Origin of the sequence: Aquamicrobium sp. NLF2-7 (assembly GCF_022359935.1) — a bacterium.
In the GTDB taxonomy this organism is placed as follows: Bacteria; Pseudomonadota; Alphaproteobacteria; order Rhizobiales; family Rhizobiaceae; genus Mesorhizobium; species Mesorhizobium lusatiense.
In genome coordinates this window covers 1-15955 of the sequence record NZ_JAKSED010000008.1, presented here as the reverse complement: position 1 = coordinate 15955, position 15955 = coordinate 1, and the positions used below count along the sequence as shown (strand labels likewise).

Sequence of the window (15955 nt, the reverse complement as noted above, 5' to 3'; positions counted from 1 at the left end):
GATGGCGCTCCCCTACATCACCGGCTATCTCGACAAGATCAGCGTCACGCGCGGCGAGCAGCTGAAGGTCATGGTGAGTTGCACCGCCGCGTCGCAATTCCGTGCCAGCCTGGTGCGGACCATCTGCGGCGACCTCAATCCCGAAGGCCCCGGTTTCCGCGAAATCGAGATCCCGTCGGATGCCGACGGCGTCTATCCGGCGCGCGAGCAAGTCTGCAACGCCGGCTCCTGTGTTGTCGTAGCGCCCAACGAACGCTTCGACGCGTTGTCCAGCTTCTCGGTGCAGATGCATATATGGCCAACAACCCCCTTGAAGGGAGAGCAGGCGCTGCTTTGTATCTGGGATGAAGCCTCGAAAAGCGGTTTCCGCCTGGTCATCGATGCAAATGGCGCGCTGGCCGCGCATTGCAGCAAAGCGGGTGGCGACAGTGTTTCCATCGCAACCGACATGCCCCTCATGGAGCGCCAGTGGCATCTCGTCGCCGCATCCTATGATGCGCAGGAGGCGATCCTGTCGATCCGGCAGGAACCTTACTCCCGCACGGGAGCCGGCGAGCGTCCCGTCTTGGCGAGAACACCCGTCAGCTTCGATTTTGGCCTGCCGAAGGCCGCCGCCCTCACTCTTGCCGCCCGTATGACCGGCGGCACCCCGGATGCGCCGCGGACCGCCGACCATTTCAACGGCAAGATCGAGAAACCGCGCCTGCTGGACGGCGTCGCGTCGCGGCTGGACATGGAGAAATTTCGGGGCGAGGCGCTGCCGGCCGACGTGGCGGCGCAATGCGTCGCCTTCTGGGATTTTTCGGTCGGCATCGACGGCGAACGCGTCACCGACCGCTCTCGCCACCGCCTGCACGGAACCACGATAAACCTGCCGGCCCGTGGTATGACAGGCTCGAACTGGACCGGCGAAGACGTTTCCTGGCGGGCCGCGCCGGCACACTATGGCGCCATCCATTTCCACGACGACGACATCTACGACGCACGCTGGGAAGCCGACATCGCGTTCGATCTGCCTTCGGACATCAAGAGCGGCTTCTATGCGATCCGGCTCATCGCCGGCGACGATGAAGACCGCATCCCGTTCTTCGTCAAGCCAAGACAGGGCGACCGCCGCGCGCCGATCTGTCTCGTCGCCTCCACAGCAACCTACCTCGCTTATGCCAACCTGAACCCGGTGCCGTTCCCGATCGCGGAGCTTCTCTCCAGCCGGGTGATCGTGCTGCACAAGGCTAATCTGCTGATCGATGAGCATCCCGAATGGGGTCCGTCGCTCTATGACGTCCATTCGGACGGCAGCGGGGTCTGCTATTCGTCGCGCCTGCGCCCCATTCTCAATTTCCGCCCCGGCTACATCAGTTCCTTCGGGGCGAAGGGCTCGAACCTGCGCGAATTCAATGCCGATACCCACATTACCGACTGGCTCGAAAGCCAGGGGCTCGACTACGACGTCGTCACCGACGATGATCTACATGCGGAAGGCTTCCGTCTTCTCAGCCAGTACGCCACGGTCGTCACCGGTTCCCATCCCGAATATTTCTCGGCCGAGATGTGGGAGGCGACCAAGAGTTATGTCGATGCCGGCGGACGGCTGGCCGTTCTCGGAGGCAACGGCTTCTACTGGCGCATCGCCTACCATCCGGTGCTGCCCGGGGTCATGGAAGTACGGCGCAATGGCCCGGCGATCCGCACCTGGGAGACGCAGCCCGGGGAGGAGTTCCATTCCTTCGACGGCAAGCGCGGCGGCCTGTGGAGGGCGCATGGACGGCCGCCGCAATCCATCGGCGGTGTCGGTTTCATCTCGGAAGGTTTCGACCTCTCCGCCTTTTATCGGCGGACCGCTGCCAGCGAAGACCCGCGCGCAGCCTTCATCTTCGACGGTGTCGACGACGAGATCATCGGCGATTTCGGCTTGCAGGGTGGCGGGGCGGCAGGCATCGAGATCGACCACGCCGACACCAGCCTTGGCACGCCGGTACATGCACTCATCCTCGCATCGTCCGAAGGCCACACCGAAGCCTTCCGCCTGGTCAACGAGGAAATGAGCATCACCGTTCCGACCGTTACGGCGCCTGTCGAAGCGCGGATTCAAGCCGACATGGTTTTTTTCGAAACGGCAGGCGGAGGCGCGGTCTTCAACGTCGGCTCGATCGCTTGGCCCGGCAGTTTAAGCCACAACAATTATGACAACAATATTTCGCGCATTACGGGCAACGTCCTGCGCCGGTTCGTCGACCCAACCCCCTTCGTCCACAATTGGCTAACTGCTGGAGATAACAAATGAAATCCGACATCGCCGAAGTCGAAGCCGTCGTCTGGCGCTACCTCCATGCCCTCCATGTGGGCGACGTCGATGCCCTGCGCCAGGCCTTTGCACCGGGTTCGGCGCTCTACGCGGCCATCAATGGAGAAGCGACCGCTCTTGCCGTCGAGCCTTGGCTCGAACGGGTTCAAAATCGCAAATCACCCGAGGCGAGCGGCTTCAAGAGCCAAAACCGAATCCTGTCGATCGAGGTGGAGGGCGACATGGCCATGGCGAAGGTGACGTCGGCCTTTCCGCCGAAAAGGTTCGTCGACTATCTGAGCCTGGTCAGAACCGTCTCCGCATGGCGCATTGCGGCCAAGACCTATCACGCCGAAGACATACCGGCCGCATAGAACACACGGCGGCCCCCGTCGAAATCTGCTTAAGACAAGGATACATGCGAATGTCACGAGCGGTTGGCCCGCGCCGATCCGTCCTCTATGTGCCGGCAGCCAATAAACGGGCCATGGCGAAGGCCGTGCGGCTTGCCTGCGATGTCGTCATTTACGACCTGGAGGATGCGGTCGCCGCGGATGCAAAAGCCGAGGCGAGAGCCAGTCTGCTGGCTCATTTCGGCGACACCGCGCGCCCACCGGCGCAGGAGCAGGTGATTCGGATCAATACGTTTTCCGGCAGGCCGGACGCGGAGGACATGCGCGCTGCGGTGCAATGCGAACCCGATGCGCTGCTTCTTCCCAAGGTGGAGGGGTCCGAGATATTGCTTGCCGCCCGGCGGTTTCTGGACGCTTCTGGAGGCCAGGACATACGCCTCTGGGCGATGGTCGAGACGCCCTTCGGCATCGTCAACCTGCGCGAAATCGCGCAGGTTGGAACAGCGGATGGAGTCGGACTTGATTGCCTCGTTGCCGGCGTCAACGACCTGGCGAAGGAGACAAACCTGCCTCTGCCGGACGGCCGCCCAACCATCGAGCACTGGCTGAGCCTGATCGTGATCCATGCGCGCGCTTTCGGCATGGATGTGCTCGACGGCGTCTACAATGACCTGCGCGACATGGACGGTTTTCTCGCCGAATGCCGGCAAGGCGTGCTGGGGGGCTTCGATGGCAAGACCCTTGTCCATCCCGACCAGATCGCTGCTGCAAATACCGCCTTTTCGCCGACGGAAGCCGCCCTTTCGGAAGCGCAGGCAATCGCCGCGGCCTTCGAGTGTCCCAGCAACGCCGGAAACGGGGTCTTGGTCGTCAACGGCAGAATGGTCGAGCGGCTTCACGCAGACATGGCGCGCAGGCTGATTGCGCGGGCGACGTGACGCGGGGGGGATGTTGTCACGGTATTGAAGCTTCCGATATATGACCCAGGAACTACAATATACTGGTTGACCAACATTAAGCGCCGAACGATGTCAGGCTCTGACGCTCCTGGCGGCCCGCCTTACCGCCGGCTCCGTCGATGAGGACATCGTTTCCAGTTCCACCATTTAGGAGACCTGTGCGGGGGACGCGTTTTGCGTTGATTTTGTTTGATGTTGTCGGCTATCGCGGCGATGGACGGGAAGATATCAGCGCCAACGTAGTTGGCTGTGGCTTTTAGCGCCCTTGTGTGAGCGCCGGTGGTGTTTTTGCCCGCTATCCAGCCATGGCGATGATCTTCAGACTGCGTTTCATATTGTAGGCGATGGCGGTGAGGCGAATTTGAACGCCTGCCTTGGCAAGCCCTCGCCATCGCATCCGACGAAGACCATAGCTTCGTTTCCATGTGCCGAAGATCTTCTCGATCCGACCACGAATGCGGTGGATCGGCCGGTTCCAGGCCTCAAGCCGCTTGAGCGTTTCAGCCTCGTTACGGCCCCACATGCCGGTGGCGACAATACGCGGCGTGCCGCCCTTGGCACGGACCGCATCGCCAAAATGATTACCGCGATGGGCGCTGTCGGCAAACACCTCGCCGGGATCGTCGGGCAGCGCATCAGGACCGGCCTTGCCATCGTTGATGTTGGCGGGCGTGATGGCAATCTCCTCAACCAGAGCCGTATCGGCGTCGGCACCCACATGGGCCTTGAAGCCATGAACCGCTGGTCGGCCCTTATGTTTGACCCAAGGGCCCTCTTCATCATCCTCACTGGCCGAAGCGATGATTGTCGCATCGACAAGCGTACCGGTCTTAACCTGGATCGCCTTGGCCTTAAGCTGACGGGTGACCTCGTCGAACAGGGTCTTGTCCATTCTATGTGCCACAAGGGCTTTTCGAAAACGCACGAAAGCCGTTCGCTCAGGTGTCGGCTCTGAAGCCGAGAAACCGCAGAACCGCCGGAACGATCCTCTGTCGTCCAGCGCTTCGGCAAGCTTCACGTCCGATAGGTCGTACCAGATCGACAGCAGCATTGCCTTGAACAAGGCCAGTGGCGGCCAGGCAGGCTCGCCCTTGGTTGCGCAGGAAATAACGGCCAGATGGCGCTCGATCGGTGCCCAGTCAATCAGTCCGGCAAGCTCGTCCAAAGACGAATGCTGGCCGCGATCAACGACAAAGCCAAACTTTTCCTGACCAATGCGCCAGCGTGACATCGCAGCCCTCTATCCATTGTCCAGATTGAGAGAATCACAGATCAACACGCTGGTCCAGGCACCCGCGCACACGTCTCTTTAGACCGGTTAGCATTTTGATTGAATCGGGATTGCCAACGGAAGGCAAATCAGATTCGATTCGCTGACCGTTGGAGGTCGAGCAGGATGTCGAAGCCGGGCTCTGAGTAGCAACGGAACAGAAAACTCACATAAGCGGCCGGGGTGAGCTTTCCGGCACGGCGTTAGCTCCAGCGATCCAACTCCTTGATCGTTGACCTGTGGCATTTGAGGTGATGCTTCATCAACCGGATATCGTGGGGGTAGTCCTGCTCCGGCCGGAATTCGTAATCCGGATCGATGTGGAAGTGGTTGCGGGTAAAGCAATCGATCAGATTGATGCCGTCCCAGGTGTCGATGACCTGTTCGAGGCTTTTCGCCAGATGATGCAAGGGTGAACCAGGCTCGTCCTCATCCCTCATCTTATGAAGGCGCATATGGATGTGCTGCAGCATGTCGGTTCGCATGTAGCTGTTCAGGAGCATGAGCGAGTGGGCCGGCGTCTTCGGCACGGCAAAGCCCATCTTGTCTTCCGGCGGCAGATCCGGAAAATTCGGGCAGTGGTCTGTGTCGATCATCGCAACAAACCTGAGTTTGATGTGAAAATGGGAGCACGTACCCGAACAACCGTTTTTGATCCAGAAAATTCACATAAACCCGTCCAACAATCTATCGACAGCTAACCCCCCGTGGGCAAACAAGCCTATGTGGGTTTTCTGTTCCGTTGCTACTCAAAGCCCGAAGATGAAGCGTTCGGGATTGGATTGGATGAAGATCTCGCCAGTGCGCTGGAATTCATCCAGGACATCAGTGACACCCGGTCCTTTGCAATCCTCGACGATCCAGATCGGGCGGGCGAATTTCGGGAGTTGCTTTCCCGCATCGACAGGCGAAACGCCCTTTTGGGCAGGACGTTCAAGCGGCAGAAGGTGAACGAGCGCCTGCGGCGAGATGAGACCAGCGAGCAGTTCCAGCGCCTGATGGAGAGCATGAGGATTTGTGTGGCGGTGCCGCCCTGGGGTAAAATCGGTATAGGGTGGGCGGTGATTTTCACCGAGGCCAGCCATCTTGAAACCACCGCGTCGATCGAGCCGGCGTTCGTCATCAAATTCCGAGGGTGCTCAGACGCCGGACACGATGCCGACGGTCCTGCAATTCCGCTTCTGGCTGAAGGGGCTGAGCCCGATGGTGTGGCGGCAGGTGCAGGTGCCGGCGACCATGACCTTGCGCGAGTTTCACGGCGTTCTTCAGGTCGCGATGGGCTGGGAAGGCATCCATCTCTACCAGTTTGTCGTGCACACGGTCCGCTATGGCTCATGGGAATTGAATGCTGAATCGCCGGACATCGGACTTGACGCATTGAAGCTGCGCACCGGAAGTCGGTTTCTGTATGAATACGATCTCAATGTTCCGTGGGACCATGAGGTACGGCTGGAAGAGCGGCGCGCTGCCAAACCGCAAATCCATTATCCCTGCTGCATCGGCGGTGCCGGCACTTGCCCGCCGGAGGATAGCGGCGGGCCTAATGCCTGGATCCGGCAGGAGGATGAAGCGTTCGGGATTGGATTGGATGAAGATCTCGCCAGTGCGCTGGAATTCATCCAGGACATCAATGACACCCGGTCCTTTGCAATCCTCGACGATCCGGATCGAGCGGACGAATTTCGGGAGCTGCTTTCCCGCATCGACAGGCGAAACGCCCTTTTGGGCAGGACGTTCAAGCGGCAGAAGGTGAACGAGTGCCTGCGGCGAGATGAGCATCTCACCCTCATGCATCAGCAGATGTGACTTCACCATTCGAACCGCGACCGCTTGCCAGCAAATCGGCGGCGAGAAGAGCGGCGGCTTCACCGCGGTCGTGCTGGATGCCGAAAAGCAACGATCGTGCCGCTGGTGCGGTAACCCGATCGAATTTCCGGCGCAGGGTCGCGGCAGTCGTTTCGGCGTAGTGCCGTGTCGTAGTGATGTTCTCGTGGCCGAGGAAGCGCTGCACGTCGGTAATATCCATGCCGAGCGCCAACAGTTTCGTCGCCATGGTATGGCGCAGCAGATGCGGATAGACCCGCTTGGTGATCCCGGCCTGATGGGCGACCTGCCGCACGATCTGGCCGATGCGCTGGCGACTGTAGGTATAGGGCAGCGGACCGTTGCCCCGTTCACGGCTCTGGAACAGGGGACCGGCACGTCTTGTGCCGATATGAAGCCTCAGCATCTGCGCCAGTTCCCGCCGGATCGGGACTTCGCGGCGTTTCGATCCCTTGCCGCGCATGACGATGATCACACGCTCCGCCAAGCTGACATCCTCGACGCGCAGGCGGGTGAATTCGGAAACGCGCAAGCCGGTTTCCAAAAGGGTCTGAAGCAGCAGGCCCGTCGCTCCACTCTCTTCGTAGGCATGGTCGATAAAGGTCAGTTCGTCCTCGATCGTCAGCCTGTTGATCGACGTTCGCTTTTCCGGCGGCGCCGACAGACCGGCTTGGGCGCGGGCGCGTTTGATGACCGCCTTGCTCTGCAGATAGTCGATCCCTTCACGGATCAGGATAGTGGCGATGGCATTGGCGGCACGATCGATCGAGGTCATGACGGTTTACCAGATGATTTCCGGATTGCTAACTGGTGAGAGTTATCACCGTTGCCGGCGAAAGCGGAGAGCAGAAATGCGCCGGTCGGGCGTGACGAGCTTTCCACTCCGCCCGTTCTGGAAAACCTGGCAAGGAGATGGCATGAAGGTTCGGATCATCATGGAAATCACCGGTGACGACGGCGAGGAGATCGGTCGGGAGATCATCGCCGACCTGACAAAGATCACAACGGGTGCGGAGGATCTCGGCCTGTCGCTCGCCGAGGGCAAAGCCCTGCTTGCCGGGCTTCAGCAGAAGATGGTGGAGACGCAGGTGGACCTATGGCTGACGGAAAACCGTGAGACGAACGGCCGCCGGTTGCGGCACAAGGGATACTATCCTGTCACCTTCCACACCCTGTTCGGCGACGTCCGGCTCAGAAGTCCGCGATACGCTCTGCCGGAAAGTGAAGGACGCAATGGGCCGGGCACGGTGTCGCCGTTGCGGCGACTGATCCCCGACCACATCGCGCCCGAGCGTCTGTATCTCGAAACGCGCTGGGCTTCGCTCGTGCCGTATGCAGCCGCGGCGGAGCTGCTGGCCGATGTGTTGCCGATCGCCTGCGGGATCAACGCCACAACGGTGCGGCAGCATGCGCTGAAAACGGCCGCCCGAATTGAGCAGGAGCTGACGGAAGAGCGCGTCTCTTTCATGCAGGATTCCTGTCCGCGCGACTGGATGAACCTGCCCATCCCCGACGGCCGCATCGTCATTGGTCTTGATGGCGGCTATATCCGGGATCGTGACGACCGGAAGAAGAATTTCGAGCTGATCGTCGGCCGCTCCCTGCCCGAGGACGGTGAGCCGCGCTATATCGGCTTCGTTCATGGTTACGACCGCAAGCCGCAGCGCCGAATCCTCGACCATCTTAAAAAGCAGGGCGTGCAGGCCAATCAGGATATCACCTTCATCACCGACGGCGGCGAGGAAGTTCGCTCGCTCGCCGAAATGATCGCCCCGGCCAGCGAGCATGTCCTGGACTGGTTCCACATCACAATGCGCATCACTGTGATTCGCCAGTTCGCCCAAGGCCTTCGCCATCATGACAAGGAAGCCGGCAACGGCCTGCTGGACATGCTGTCCCGGATCAAATGGTACCTGTGGCATGGCAACACCTACCGGGCGCGTGAGGAGATCGATTGGCTGCTCGACGATGCCGAAGCCACGGAAACCGACTACCCGAACATGAAAAAGTTTCTGACAGCGATCGGCGAATTCCGATTCTATATCGGATCAAACCACGCCAGCCTGATCAACTATGGCGAACGCTACCGGTCCGGAGAGCGGATATCATCCGCTTTCGTCGAGGCGACCGTCAACGCCGTCGTCAGCAAGCGTTTCGCCAAGAAGCAGCAAATGCAATGGAGCCGGACAGGCGCGCATCTTCTGCTGCAAACCCGAACGCAGACCCTCGACGGCTCACTGCGCTCGACCTTCGAGACGTGGTATCCGGGCATGGCAAACGATAATCACCGAAACACTGGCAACCAAGCAGCGGCGTAACTGCCACACGATTCCTCATGCTCTCCAAATCGCCCTCGCCGCCATCCTGCACCCGCTCCTTGCCAAGGTGTTTTATGACGGTTTCGCCTTCGGGCGCACGGAATCCGCCATCGAGGTCAGCGGGCAGCGCCGTGACCTTGCCCCCTCGATCAAGGAACCGGACGCCTGCCGCGCCCTTGTTGAATGGACCAACATCATGGAGACATGGGCCGATCATATCCCCGGCAATCCCGGCGATCTTTGGGAATGGCTGCTGGAACAGCCGACCGAACGGCTTACCGACCTTCTGGCCTTCGTCACGGCGGCGAACCTCAACGCGGTGCGGGCCAAGCACGACCATAGCCGCGAGCGGTTGCAACAGGCCGAGCAGATCGCCGTTGCCGTCAATCTCGACATGCGCCAGTTCTGGACCCCGGAAGCGGTGTTTCTCTCCCGGCTGTCCAAGGCGCAGATTGCCGAGGTGATGCAGGAGGCCGGTTGCTCGAAAGACGCTATCAAGGCGGTCGGGAAGGCACCGAAGGCCGAGGCGGTCGCACAGGCCGAGACTGCCTTGCAGGGAAAAACATGGCTCCCTGCCCTGCTGCGCGCGCAACATGACGATGAAGCCGACGACGCCGAGGCCATGGCGATCGCGGCGGAATAGACTGGAGCGGGCCGCAAGGTCCGCTCTCACCGATCGCTAGAAAACCCGGTGCGGTGACGCGCCGGGTTTTTTGCTGTTGATCGCGCTAACCTAGGATTCCGCCCCATGCTGCAATGGCCCTAGCTGGTTCCGGTCGGGATCGACCCACCCGAAACCAGACGAGGGGAGCCCCAGGCCCCTCCCCTCGAACTCCCCGCCCGCCCTGGCGCTGCGCGCTGGATCTCGCCGGAAATTGCAACACGGCATGGCCGATTCGTGGGTGAGTCGGAGCGATTTGCCTTCGCCGTTCCTGCAATGTGACAGGCAAAAGCACGATATTTCAGTGCCTTAACCATAAGGGGTTGCAGAATCGGACAAAACGCCGTTTCCTGTAACGATGACTCATGTAGAGAAAACAGCAACCCGCGACAGAGTTTCCGCTCATAGAGAGCGATTGCGAGCTGCTGGGCGTGTCTATGTGAATACGGATCTTCCTCACGATCTGATCGAGATGATTGATCAGACAAAGGAAGCAGAGGGAGTGCGGGGACGCACGCCCATCATCGAACAAGCCTTGAGGTTTTATTTCGAGAAGAAGCGCAAGGGCATAAAATGAAAAACCCCTAGCCGTTACCAGCGGCAAGGGGTTTTTGGATTTCGGAAACGACCGTGTTGGGCATCTCCCTAAAACTGATCCCAACATAGTCGAGTAGAGCCGGCCCCGCAAGAGTGAGTCTTGCGGGAAACGGCGAAGCTATGTCCGCCGTCCACAGGACATGCCCTCCCATGGACGGAGGACGAAAAGACCATGTTTGAATCTTTAGGGGCGGTGCTCGCAGGAGCGCCGACCGAACGGGAACGTACGCCCGTTCGAAGGCATAGCCGCGCCGCTGGACGGTGCGAAGGTGTATTCTGGCGGCGCACGGATCGAAAGCAGGTTCGCCAGATCGTGCTGGCGGCACGACGCTATGAACTGGCAAACAAACAACCAGGCGCTCGCAATGGACCTCTAGGCGGCGTGGCGATCGAGTTGGTCGAGCTGTTCGCCAACATGGTGAACTTCCGCACCGGACAACTCGACCCATCAATTGAAACCCTCATGCGCCATCTCAGGCGGTCGCGTGACGCAATCGTGCGCGCACTGAAGGCGTTACGGGCGCACGGCTTCCTCGACTGGCTCCGGCGCTATGTGCCGACCGGCAATGAGGGACGTGGCCCCCAGGTGCAGCAGACCAGTAATGCCTATCGCTTGTCCTTGCCGCAGCGGGCCTTGCAGTTTCTTGGCCGTTGGGGCGAAGCCCCTCCCCCACCGGATGATTACGCACAGGCCGAGGCCGAGCGCGTGGCCGAAGTGGAAGCGTATCGATCCAGCCTCCCCATGGACGAGCTGGCTTTGTTCGATGTTGGTGATAACCCGCTCGGACAGGCCCTCGCCAATCTTGCTCGTTCAATGAAACTACGTGAGTCCGCCAGACAGACTGAATCCCCATCTAGATCTCTTAAAGATAGAGAAAGATAACCGGACGTCGCCGTTCGGGCTGCTAACGCAGCCCTGCGACGGTGCCGGCCCGCGTAAAGTGCGGGCCGGTCCGGCACCCACAAAGAAAACCCCGCAACGTTCGCGCCCGCGGTCACCATCGCACGGCTTTTGAAAGAAAGCCTCGGCAAGAGCAGCACTAGAACTGATAGCAGATTACTAACATCTAGCTATTTATAAGCCGCTAGTAAGCGGATAATTAATGGCTTATAAAGCTCATGCAGCTAGCATGCTGCTGGTCATCAGATAAAAGGGGGGGACGTATGGCGGTCATATCATTTGTTTCGAGCAAAGGCGGGGTCGGGAAAACGACTTCGGCCGTTGTCCTCGCCGGCGAGTTGGTGGCAGCCGGCCGCAAGGTCGCGTTGATCGACGCGGACCCCAACAGGCCCCTTGAAGCCTGGTCGCGGCTTCGCCCGGTTCCCGAATTTCTGCGCCTCATTGTCGATGACTCAGCCGAAACCATCATAGACACGATCGAAGACGCCCGCGCCGAGGCGGATTTCGTCATTGTCGATCTGGAAGGGACTGCTACCGACCGCATCGGTTTCGCCGTTGCTAGGACGGATTTGGTCCTGATCCCGCTGCAAAGCTCAGTTCTGGACGCGGCCGAGGCCGCGAAATCGGTCAAGCTGGTGCGCCAAATGTGGAAGGTAGCGAACCGGGAAATCCCATATCGTGTGTTCTTTACCCGCGTACCGCCCGCGATCCGCGAGCGCACGGCGCGCGACATAGAACAGCAGTTTTCCGGCGCTGCGGTTCCGATGCTGCCGGCGACTTTGATCGATCGGGCGGCCTATCGGACTCTGTTTTCTCTGGGCGGCACACTGCACGAGCTGGAAAAAGCCGATGTGTCCGGGCTGGAAACCGCCAAGGAAAACGCCCGCGAATACGCGCAAGCCGTCATCAATGCCATCAGGGGAGGGGGTGCATGACCGCCGACGACAAGAAACGCGCCACGCTCGACTTTGGCGACGAGTTGGATAAGCCGCCAGTGCCGCCCGTCGATCCGAACGAGGTCAAGGCCGCCGCCCGCGCTGCGGGCTTCCGCGAGACGCCGAAAGCGCCTGAGCAGGTCCCGTCATCTCCTGGGCGGCCGGCTCGCCGTACACGGCGCAAGACAGGTCGCACGGAGCAGTTCGCAACCCGGCTGCGCGCCGACACCATCGAGGCGATCTATGCCTATGCCGACCGCCACGAGATCACCCTTGCCGAGACGATCGAGCGGGCAATAGCGGCTCTCGGGGGCGATGCGGAGTGAAACCCTTGAAGTGTAACGCTAGGTGTTATACATTGATAGGCGAGGAAGTCGCGTGAGGATTTTCAAAGCGAGCCGGTTTCACAAATTTGCCCGGAAAGAGAAAATCTCCGACGCGATGCTTTGTGAAGCTGTAGAGCGCGCCGAGCGTGGCCAGATAGATGCCGATCTAGGAGCCGGCCTCATCAAGCAGCGCGTGGCGCGGCCCGGCGCTGGCAAGTCTGGCGGGTTCCGAACGCTGGTTTTCTTCCGGACGCAGACGAGGGCGGTTTTCGCGTTTGGGTTCGCCAAGAGCGACATGGCGAACCTCGATGATACGGAAGAAGCCTACTTGAAGAAGGCTGCAAGGCTGGTGCTGGGATTTACAGATGCGCAGATGGACGCGGAAGTCTCTGCGGGTCGAATGCTAGAGGTGAATTGTGATGGCCAAGACTTACAAGAGTGAGGCTCTGGCAGCCGTCCATGAGATGATGGAAGGTTTCTATGAGTCCGGCGCGATCGACAAGCAGACGATGCGCGAATTTGACGAGGGGTGCCTGACAGCGGTTGAGCCGCTAACCCCCGAGGAAATCCGTTCCATTCGGGAGCGCGAGCATATCTCGCAGCCGGTTTTTGCCCGTTATCTCAACGTGAGCAAGGGGCTTGTGTCCGATTGGGAGCGGGGGGTGAAAAAGCCCGGAGGGCCGGCGCTGCGCCTACTGACCGTTGTTCAGAAAAGAGGGCTTGAGGCAATCGCTTGAGCCATTAGCTAGTAAAAAGATAGCTGCTTGTCAGCAGATTGTTTGCGCTCTGCATCCCGCCCCGGCCGGAAAATGGGCGCTCCATTGATGCCGTGGGCGCGGCGATCGCTGCGCCGGCCCAAAGGGGAACGCGCTCCCTCATTGCGCCGAAGTGAGCCGGAGGGCCGCCAGAGACAAAGCCCCGGCGCGTAGCGTCGGGACCGCCTTCATGTTGTGTGTAGTTCGCGGCCGTCGAGCCGTTCGGTGCTGATCGTGGCGACGGTTTCTTGCAGTACCTTCACGCGCTCGACCAGCCAAGCTAGTTCCTCGCCGGTGATTTCGTAATGGGGCGAGTAGCGCGCGCCGACATAGGCACGATCGAGGCGGGTAAAGGTCATCATCCACAATAGGCCCGCACGACGCGGCCGGTGGCCGGACTGGTTTCGATGGTGACGCGGGCGTCGGTGTAATCCTGCTGGACCGGCTGTCCCGGCGCGATCTGGCGCACGATGCTTGCGCCGGTCAGGCGCATGGCTTCGGCGTCGGTCATTTTCGCGTGGCCGGCCAGGCGCTCAGTGGCCGCCTGATCGCAGACGCCCGAGGCCGGCGCTTGCGCGGTTCCGCCTGTCGTGCAGCCGGCGAGTGCCAGCAGCGCGGCGAGCGCGGCGGCGGCAATGGTTAGGGTAGCAGATTTCTTAGGCTCATGGCGCATCGAAAAATCCTTTGAATTCCGGATCGGCATAATAGCGTAGCTTGCCGGCGACGATCGGGCGTTGTCCGGCGAGGAACAGAAGTTCGACGCCTTCGGGCAGGTTGCGGACCTCATCAGAGGTCATGAGGGGGCGGCCGACATGCTGTTCGCCGTAGGAGATCCCCGACTTGTCGGCATCGAGGGCGCGGCTCATGGTCTGGAACACAACGGTTTCCTGTCCGAGCAGATCGGAGACGAGGCGAGCGCTGTCGTGATCGTTGACGCCGAAGACCTGCAGGACGCCGGCATTCGACAGGAAGGTGCCGGCGCGCTGCCCGTAGGTGGCGCGGAGCTGGTGGACGTCCTGCAGGATCGGCCAGAGCTGGACGCCATAGCCGGCCATGAGGCCCATGGCGCGTTCGACGGGAGCCAGGTGGCCGAGGGCGGCGAATTCATCGAGCAGGTAGAGCACCGGCACGGCGGGTTTTTGTGGATCGCGGGCCATGTCTGTGAGGCTTTGGGAGACGAGCAGGCGCAGCCAGCGGGAATAGGCCGACAGCCGATCGGGCGGCAGGACGAGGAAGATGGAGACGTTGCGGCGCTTGAGATCGGCAAAGCGGAAATCGGAGCGACCGAGCACGGCGGTCATGCGGGGCGAGTCGAGGAAATGGGTATGGCGCTGCGCGGCCGACAAGACGCCGGCCGCCTCACGGTCGGATTTGCCGAGGTGGCGGTTTGCAGCGCGGGCGATCAGGCCGGAGGCGGCTGTTGACGCCTGCATGTCCTTCAGCAGCGCGGCGAAGGCTTCCGGGGCGAGCGTCAGGTTCTCGCGCAGGGTAGCGAGGTTTCGCCTGTCGCGCGGTTCCACGGCGGCGATATAGAGGATCAGGCCGCCAATCAGCGCCTTGGCTTCCTCGTTCCAATGGGCCTCGCCGGCCATGCCCGGTTCATCGAACACGAGAGCGTCGGCCAGGGTGCTTGCATCTTCCGCGATATCGAGGCCGGCCGGGTCGAGCTGGTCGAGCGGATTGAAGGCGGCCGAAGGCAGGCCGGTGACGCCGAAGGGATCGAGCACATAGACCGGCCCGAACTTTTCGCGGGCGCGGCCGGCGATTTTTGCATTCTCGCCTTTGGGGTCGATGCAGATCACGGAGCGGTCGGCGGTGAGCAGATTGGGGATGATGGTTCCCACGCCCTTGCCGGTTCTGGTCGGTGCCATCGTCAGCAGATGGGCCGGGCCGTCATAGCGCAGCAGCTTTTTTGACAGGCCGTCGCGACCGATCAGCAGGCCGGTATCGGCGCGGGTAAGGGGAGCCACTTCCTTCTTCGTAGCGAAACGGGCCGAGCCGTGGGTTTCGCCATCCATGTCCCCGAAATGGATAATCAGCGGATTGGTGATGAAGCGGAAGGCGAGCGCTGCCAGCACCAACAGCGTGACGAGATCGAGCGTGATGAACGGAATGCTGCCGGGGCCGAAGCCTTGTTGTTCAAGAAAAAAGCGGCCGCCGAACCCGATTAGGTAGAGCACGATAATGAGGATGAACAGAACTTTCAGTAGCGTTTGCCAGATGCGGAAGGGTAAGCCGATCAGGGCAACAATGGCCCATAGCGGATCGCGGGCGGCAGCGCGCAGCATGTTCTTGAAGGCGGCCCATGCAAGTGTCGCCTGGTTCACGATCCAGCCTCCCCGGTGCTCCCTTGCGTTTCTCCGGTTGCCGTCGCGCCGAGCAGATCGGCAAACAGTTCCTTGTCGCCGTCGCGTGTAAGGAAGCCGGGCAGTTCGCGCTTGAGCCATTCGCTCAGGCGTCGGGAAAATTCCTCATCCTTGCCATTTTCCAACCGATGGAGAACGAGCGCGCCAAGCAGCACCTTACGACGTGTATCGTTGGCGCGTTCTTGTTTTCCTAATCTAGCCTTGAGCGTGGCCCGCTGCGCATCCAGTTGGGCCAGCCGCTGTTCAATCGTTTTGCGCGCCATTGCTCAAATCCTCATTCCGGTTGCCGTAAAACTATCAGTTCAGGATGCTTTTGCCAGTTGTTTGCCTGCTTCGGTTGAAAACTCGCCCGATCTGTGCGCAAATATCGAAGCTCCTATTTGGCTTGAACAGCTCCACAAGCGCC

At 60.7% G+C, this 15955-nt stretch carries 19 protein-coding genes and 1 pseudogene; 12 read left to right on the top strand and 8 right to left on the bottom strand.

Annotated features, from left to right (window positions below; all coding sequences use genetic code 11):
* Position 1: 1 nt before the first annotated feature.
* The 3 genes from MIC97_RS24105 to MIC97_RS24095 are packed head-to-tail and all read left to right on the top strand — an operon-like array spanning position 2 to position 3575.
* Positions 2-2284, top strand: a complete 2283-nt coding sequence (locus MIC97_RS24105) for a LamG domain-containing protein (protein ID WP_239802443.1) — start codon at positions 2-4, stop codon at positions 2282-2284.
* Positions 2281-2658 carry a nuclear transport factor 2 family protein gene (locus MIC97_RS24100; RefSeq protein ID WP_239802442.1) on the top strand — a complete coding sequence of 126 codons (378 nt, stop codon included), beginning with the start codon at positions 2281-2283 and terminating at the stop codon, positions 2656-2658. The genes MIC97_RS24105 and MIC97_RS24100 overlap by 4 nt, the downstream gene beginning before the upstream one ends.
* 50 nt (positions 2659-2708) lie before the next feature.
* Complete coding sequence (locus MIC97_RS24095; protein ID WP_239802441.1) at positions 2709-3575, top strand: CoA ester lyase; 867 nt, start codon at positions 2709-2711, stop codon at positions 3573-3575.
* 316 nt (positions 3576-3891) lie between these two features.
* On the opposite strand, the gene MIC97_RS24090 is transcribed toward MIC97_RS24095, so the two are convergent.
* The 3 genes from MIC97_RS24090 to MIC97_RS24080 all read right to left on the bottom strand — a co-directional run bounded on the left by MIC97_RS24090 (position 3892) and on the right by MIC97_RS24080 (position 5951).
* Positions 3892-4827, bottom strand: a complete 936-nt coding sequence (locus tag MIC97_RS24090) for an IS5 family transposase (RefSeq protein WP_239802440.1) — start codon at positions 4825-4827, stop codon at positions 3892-3894.
* Between the two features lie 242 nt (positions 4828-5069).
* Complete coding sequence (locus MIC97_RS24085; protein WP_239802439.1) at positions 5070-5462, bottom strand: hypothetical protein; 393 nt, start codon at positions 5460-5462, stop codon at positions 5070-5072.
* Positions 5463-5615: 153 nt separating this feature from the next.
* Positions 5616-5951: a hypothetical protein gene (locus MIC97_RS24080; protein ID WP_239802438.1), complete on the bottom strand. Its 336-nt coding sequence runs from the start codon at positions 5949-5951 to the stop codon at positions 5616-5618.
* A 70-nt stretch (positions 5952-6021) separates the two neighbouring features.
* On the opposite strand from MIC97_RS24080, the gene MIC97_RS24075 reads away from it, so the two are divergent.
* Positions 6022-6672, top strand: coding sequence for a plasmid pRiA4b ORF-3 family protein (locus MIC97_RS24075; RefSeq protein WP_275592588.1), 651 nt, complete (start codon positions 6022-6024; stop codon positions 6670-6672).
* Here MIC97_RS24075 and MIC97_RS24070 read toward each other — a convergent pair.
* Positions 6653-7465 (bottom strand): tyrosine-type recombinase/integrase, encoded by an 813-nt coding sequence (locus MIC97_RS24070; protein WP_239802436.1) that lies wholly within the window; start codon positions 7463-7465, stop codon positions 6653-6655. The genes MIC97_RS24075 and MIC97_RS24070 overlap by 20 nt on opposite strands.
* A 142-nt stretch (positions 7466-7607) precedes the next feature.
* Between MIC97_RS24070 and MIC97_RS24065 the strand changes: the two genes are divergently transcribed.
* From MIC97_RS24065 to MIC97_RS24030, 8 genes are all read left to right on the top strand, one after another.
* The gene (locus MIC97_RS24065) at positions 7608-9008 is read left to right on the top strand and encodes an ISKra4 family transposase (protein ID WP_239802435.1); all 1401 of its coding nucleotides are present in this window, start codon (positions 7608-7610) and stop codon (positions 9006-9008) included.
* A gap of 67 nt (positions 9009-9075) precedes the next feature.
* Positions 9076-9651: a hypothetical protein gene (locus MIC97_RS24060; RefSeq protein ID WP_239802434.1), complete on the top strand. Its 576-nt coding sequence runs from the start codon at positions 9076-9078 to the stop codon at positions 9649-9651.
* Between the two features lie 457 nt (positions 9652-10108).
* Complete coding sequence (locus MIC97_RS24055) at positions 10109-10246, top strand: ribbon-helix-helix protein, CopG family (protein WP_239802433.1); 138 nt, start codon at positions 10109-10111, stop codon at positions 10244-10246.
* Between the two features lie 192 nt (positions 10247-10438).
* The gene (locus MIC97_RS24050) at positions 10439-11149 is read left to right on the top strand and encodes a helix-turn-helix domain-containing protein (protein ID WP_239802432.1); all 711 of its coding nucleotides are present in this window, start codon (positions 10439-10441) and stop codon (positions 11147-11149) included.
* Between the two features lie 281 nt (positions 11150-11430).
* Complete coding sequence (locus MIC97_RS24045) at positions 11431-12102, top strand: ParA family protein (RefSeq protein ID WP_239802431.1); 672 nt, start codon at positions 11431-11433, stop codon at positions 12100-12102.
* On the top strand, positions 12099-12428 hold the full coding sequence (locus tag MIC97_RS24040) for a stability/partitioning determinant (protein ID WP_239802430.1): 330 nt from the start codon (positions 12099-12101) through the stop codon (positions 12426-12428). Before MIC97_RS24045 ends, MIC97_RS24040 begins: the two co-directional genes overlap by 4 nt.
* A gap of 52 nt (positions 12429-12480) precedes the next feature.
* Positions 12481-12870 (top strand): type II toxin-antitoxin system RelE/ParE family toxin, encoded by a 390-nt coding sequence (locus MIC97_RS24035; protein WP_239802429.1) that lies wholly within the window; start codon positions 12481-12483, stop codon positions 12868-12870.
* Positions 12848-13165: a DNA-binding transcriptional regulator gene (locus tag MIC97_RS24030; protein ID WP_239802428.1), complete on the top strand. Its 318-nt coding sequence runs from the start codon at positions 12848-12850 to the stop codon at positions 13163-13165. The genes MIC97_RS24035 and MIC97_RS24030 overlap by 23 nt, the downstream gene beginning before the upstream one ends.
* Positions 13166-13371: 206 nt before the next feature.
* Here the strand turns inward: MIC97_RS24030 and MIC97_RS24025 are convergent.
* The 4 genes and pseudogenes from MIC97_RS24025 to MIC97_RS24010 all read right to left on the bottom strand — a co-directional run.
* Positions 13372-13527 (bottom strand): annotated as a pseudogene (locus MIC97_RS24025) (nucleotidyltransferase); the annotation flags it as partial.
* Positions 13528-13541: 14 nt separating this feature from the next.
* Positions 13542-13856, bottom strand: a complete 315-nt coding sequence (locus MIC97_RS24020) for an I78 family peptidase inhibitor (protein ID WP_239802427.1) — start codon at positions 13854-13856, stop codon at positions 13542-13544.
* On the bottom strand, positions 13846-15510 hold the full coding sequence (locus MIC97_RS24015; RefSeq protein WP_239802426.1) for a type IV secretory system conjugative DNA transfer family protein: 1665 nt from the start codon (positions 15508-15510) through the stop codon (positions 13846-13848). The genes MIC97_RS24020 and MIC97_RS24015 overlap by 11 nt, the downstream gene beginning before the upstream one ends.
* Positions 15507-15812, bottom strand: coding sequence for a mobilization protein (locus MIC97_RS24010; protein ID WP_239802425.1), 306 nt, complete (start codon positions 15810-15812; stop codon positions 15507-15509). Before MIC97_RS24010 ends, MIC97_RS24015 begins: the two co-directional genes overlap by 4 nt.
* Between the last annotated feature and the right edge of the window lie 143 nt (positions 15813-15955).

Excerpts from the sequence above, each read along its gene's own strand:
- MIC97_RS24105 (WP_239802443.1), top strand. The coding sequence starts at position 2 with ATGGCGCTCCCCTACATCACCGGCTATCTCGACAAGATCAGCGTCACG.
- MIC97_RS24100 (WP_239802442.1), top strand. The coding sequence starts at position 2,281 with ATGAAATCCGACATCGCCGAAGTCGAAGCCGTCGTCTGGCGCTACCTC.
- MIC97_RS24095 (WP_239802441.1), top strand. The coding sequence starts at position 2,709 with ATGTCACGAGCGGTTGGCCCGCGCCGATCCGTCCTCTATGTGCCGGCA.
- MIC97_RS24090 (WP_239802440.1), bottom strand. The coding sequence starts at position 4,827 with ATGTCACGCTGGCGCATTGGTCAGGAAAAGTTTGGCTTTGTCGTTGAT.
- MIC97_RS24085 (WP_239802439.1), bottom strand. The coding sequence starts at position 5,462 with ATGATCGACACAGACCACTGCCCGAATTTTCCGGATCTGCCGCCGGAA.
- MIC97_RS24080 (WP_239802438.1), bottom strand. The coding sequence starts at position 5,951 with ATGGCTGGCCTCGGTGAAAATCACCGCCCACCCTATACCGATTTTACC.
- MIC97_RS24075 (WP_275592588.1), top strand. The coding sequence starts at position 6,022 with ATGCCGACGGTCCTGCAATTCCGCTTCTGGCTGAAGGGGCTGAGCCCG.
- MIC97_RS24070 (WP_239802436.1), bottom strand. The coding sequence starts at position 7,465 with ATGACCTCGATCGATCGTGCCGCCAATGCCATCGCCACTATCCTGATC.
- MIC97_RS24065 (WP_239802435.1), top strand. The coding sequence starts at position 7,608 with ATGAAGGTTCGGATCATCATGGAAATCACCGGTGACGACGGCGAGGAG.
- MIC97_RS24050 (WP_239802432.1), top strand. The coding sequence starts at position 10,439 with ATGTTTGAATCTTTAGGGGCGGTGCTCGCAGGAGCGCCGACCGAACGG.
- MIC97_RS24045 (WP_239802431.1), top strand. The coding sequence starts at position 11,431 with ATGGCGGTCATATCATTTGTTTCGAGCAAAGGCGGGGTCGGGAAAACG.
- MIC97_RS24040 (WP_239802430.1), top strand. The coding sequence starts at position 12,099 with ATGACCGCCGACGACAAGAAACGCGCCACGCTCGACTTTGGCGACGAG.
- MIC97_RS24030 (WP_239802428.1), top strand. The coding sequence starts at position 12,848 with ATGGCCAAGACTTACAAGAGTGAGGCTCTGGCAGCCGTCCATGAGATG.
- MIC97_RS24020 (WP_239802427.1), bottom strand. The coding sequence starts at position 13,856 with ATGCGCCATGAGCCTAAGAAATCTGCTACCCTAACCATTGCCGCCGCC.
- MIC97_RS24010 (WP_239802425.1), bottom strand. The coding sequence starts at position 15,812 with ATGGCGCGCAAAACGATTGAACAGCGGCTGGCCCAACTGGATGCGCAG.